At 64.1% G+C, this 1,570-nt stretch carries 2 protein-coding genes and 1 pseudogene; all 3 read left to right on the top strand.

What is annotated here, in order from left to right; genetic code table 11:
• Nucleotides 1–577, top strand: a 577-nt coding sequence (locus EOA38_RS36140) for an EF-Tu/IF-2/RF-3 family GTPase (protein WP_348627553.1), incomplete at its 5' end; no start/stop codon positions are given.
• A gap of 123 nt (nucleotides 578–700) precedes the next feature.
• Nucleotides 701–1,114 (top strand): 30S ribosome-binding factor RbfA, encoded by a 414-nt coding sequence (gene rbfA / locus EOA38_RS36135; RefSeq protein ID WP_127301465.1) that lies wholly within the window; start codon nucleotides 701–703, stop codon nucleotides 1,112–1,114.
• Nucleotides 1,115–1,570: pseudogene (gene truB / locus EOA38_RS36130) on the top strand (tRNA pseudouridine(55) synthase TruB); the annotation flags it as partial.

Genomic DNA, 1,570 nt, shown 5'->3' with positions numbered 1-1,570 from the left:
GGGTTCGATCGAGGCGATCAATGCCGCGCTCGAAAAGCTCGGCAATGACGAGGTGCGCGCACGCATCGTGCACGCCGGCGCCGGCGGCATCACCGAAAGCGACGTCTCGCTCGCCGAGACTTCGGGTGCGGCGATCATCGGCTTCAACGTTCGCGCCAATGCTCAGGCGCGTACGGCCGCTGCCGCTGCCGGTATAGAGATCCGCTATTACTCGATCATCTACAACCTCGTCGATGACGTGAAGGCGGCGCTTTCCGGCATGCTCTCGCCCGAGCGGCGCGAGACCTTCATCGGCAATGCCGAGATCCTCGAGATCTTCGACATCTCGAAGGTCGGCAAGATCGCCGGCTGTCGCGTCACCGAAGGCAAGGTCGAGCGTGGCGCGGGCGTCCGCCTGATCCGCGACAACGTCGTCGTCCATGAAGGCACGCTGAAGACGCTCAAGCGCTTCAAGGACGAAGTTTCGGAAGTGCCGGTCGGCCAGGAATGCGGCATGGCCTTCCAGAACTACGAGGACATGCGGGTCGGCGACGTCATCGAGTGCTTCCGCGTCGAGATGGTGAGCAGGACGCTCTAAATTCGGGTATACTTGTCGAGATGACCGGGCGGCGGCCGAAAGGCTGCCGCCCAAAGCCTTATTCATAGTTGAGACATGTGGCGCGGTCCCATCCCGCGCTTCACGATTTCAGGACTGAAGAAAATGTCCCGTTCTACAATATCAGGCCCTTCCCAGCGCATGCTGCGCGTCGGCGAGCAGGTGCGCCATGCGCTGTCCGAAACCCTGCAGCGCGGCGAGATCATCGATCCGGTGGTCGAGAACGCCGTCGTCTCGGTCTCCGAGGTGCGCATGTCGCCGGACCTCAAGATCGCCACCGCTTTCGTCTCGCCGCTTGGCGCCGGCGACGCCGGTGCCGTTGTCGAGGCGCTCAACAGGCACGCGAAATTCATCCGCGGCCGCGTCTCCGGCGCGCTCAGGCAGATGAAGTACATGCCGGAAGTCCGCTTCCGGCTTGATACGTCATTCGACAATTTCGCCAGGATCAACGAATTGCTGAAGTCGCCCGAAGTCGCGCGCGATCTCGACGACCAGAATAAAGACAAGGACGAGGAATAGGTGGCGCGTCGCGGCAAGAAGAAGGGGCGGCCGGTTTCCGGCTGGGTGGTGCTGGACAAGCCGGTCGGCATGGGCTCGACCGAGGCGGTCTCCAAGATCAAATGGCTGTTCCAGGCGGAGAAGGCCGGCCATGCCGGCACGCTCGACCCGCTGGCCTCCGGCATGCTGCCGATCGCGCTCGGCGAGGCGACCAAGACCGTGCCCTATGTGCAGGATGGCGCCAAGGTCTACCGCTTTGCCGTCGCCTGGGGCGAGGAGCGCTCGACCGACGATCTCGAAGGCCCGGTGACGAACACCTCCGACCGGCGGCCGGCCGAGGCCGAGGTGAGGGCGCTGCTGCCGAAATACACCGGCGTCATCATGCAGACGCCGCCGCAATTTTCAGCGATCAAGATCGCCGGCGAACGCGCTTACGACCTCGCCCGCGACGGCGAGACGGTCGACATTCCTGCCCGC

The organism is Mesorhizobium sp. M1E.F.Ca.ET.041.01.1.1 (genome assembly GCF_003997355.1).
Classification (GTDB): Bacteria; Pseudomonadota; Alphaproteobacteria; order Rhizobiales; family Rhizobiaceae; genus Mesorhizobium.
This window is presented reverse-complemented; position numbering and strand designations above follow the sequence as displayed.

Excerpts from the sequence above, each read along its gene's own strand:
- rbfA (WP_127301465.1), top strand. The coding sequence starts at position 701 with ATGTCCCGTTCTACAATATCAGGCCCTTCCCAGCGCATGCTGCGCGTC.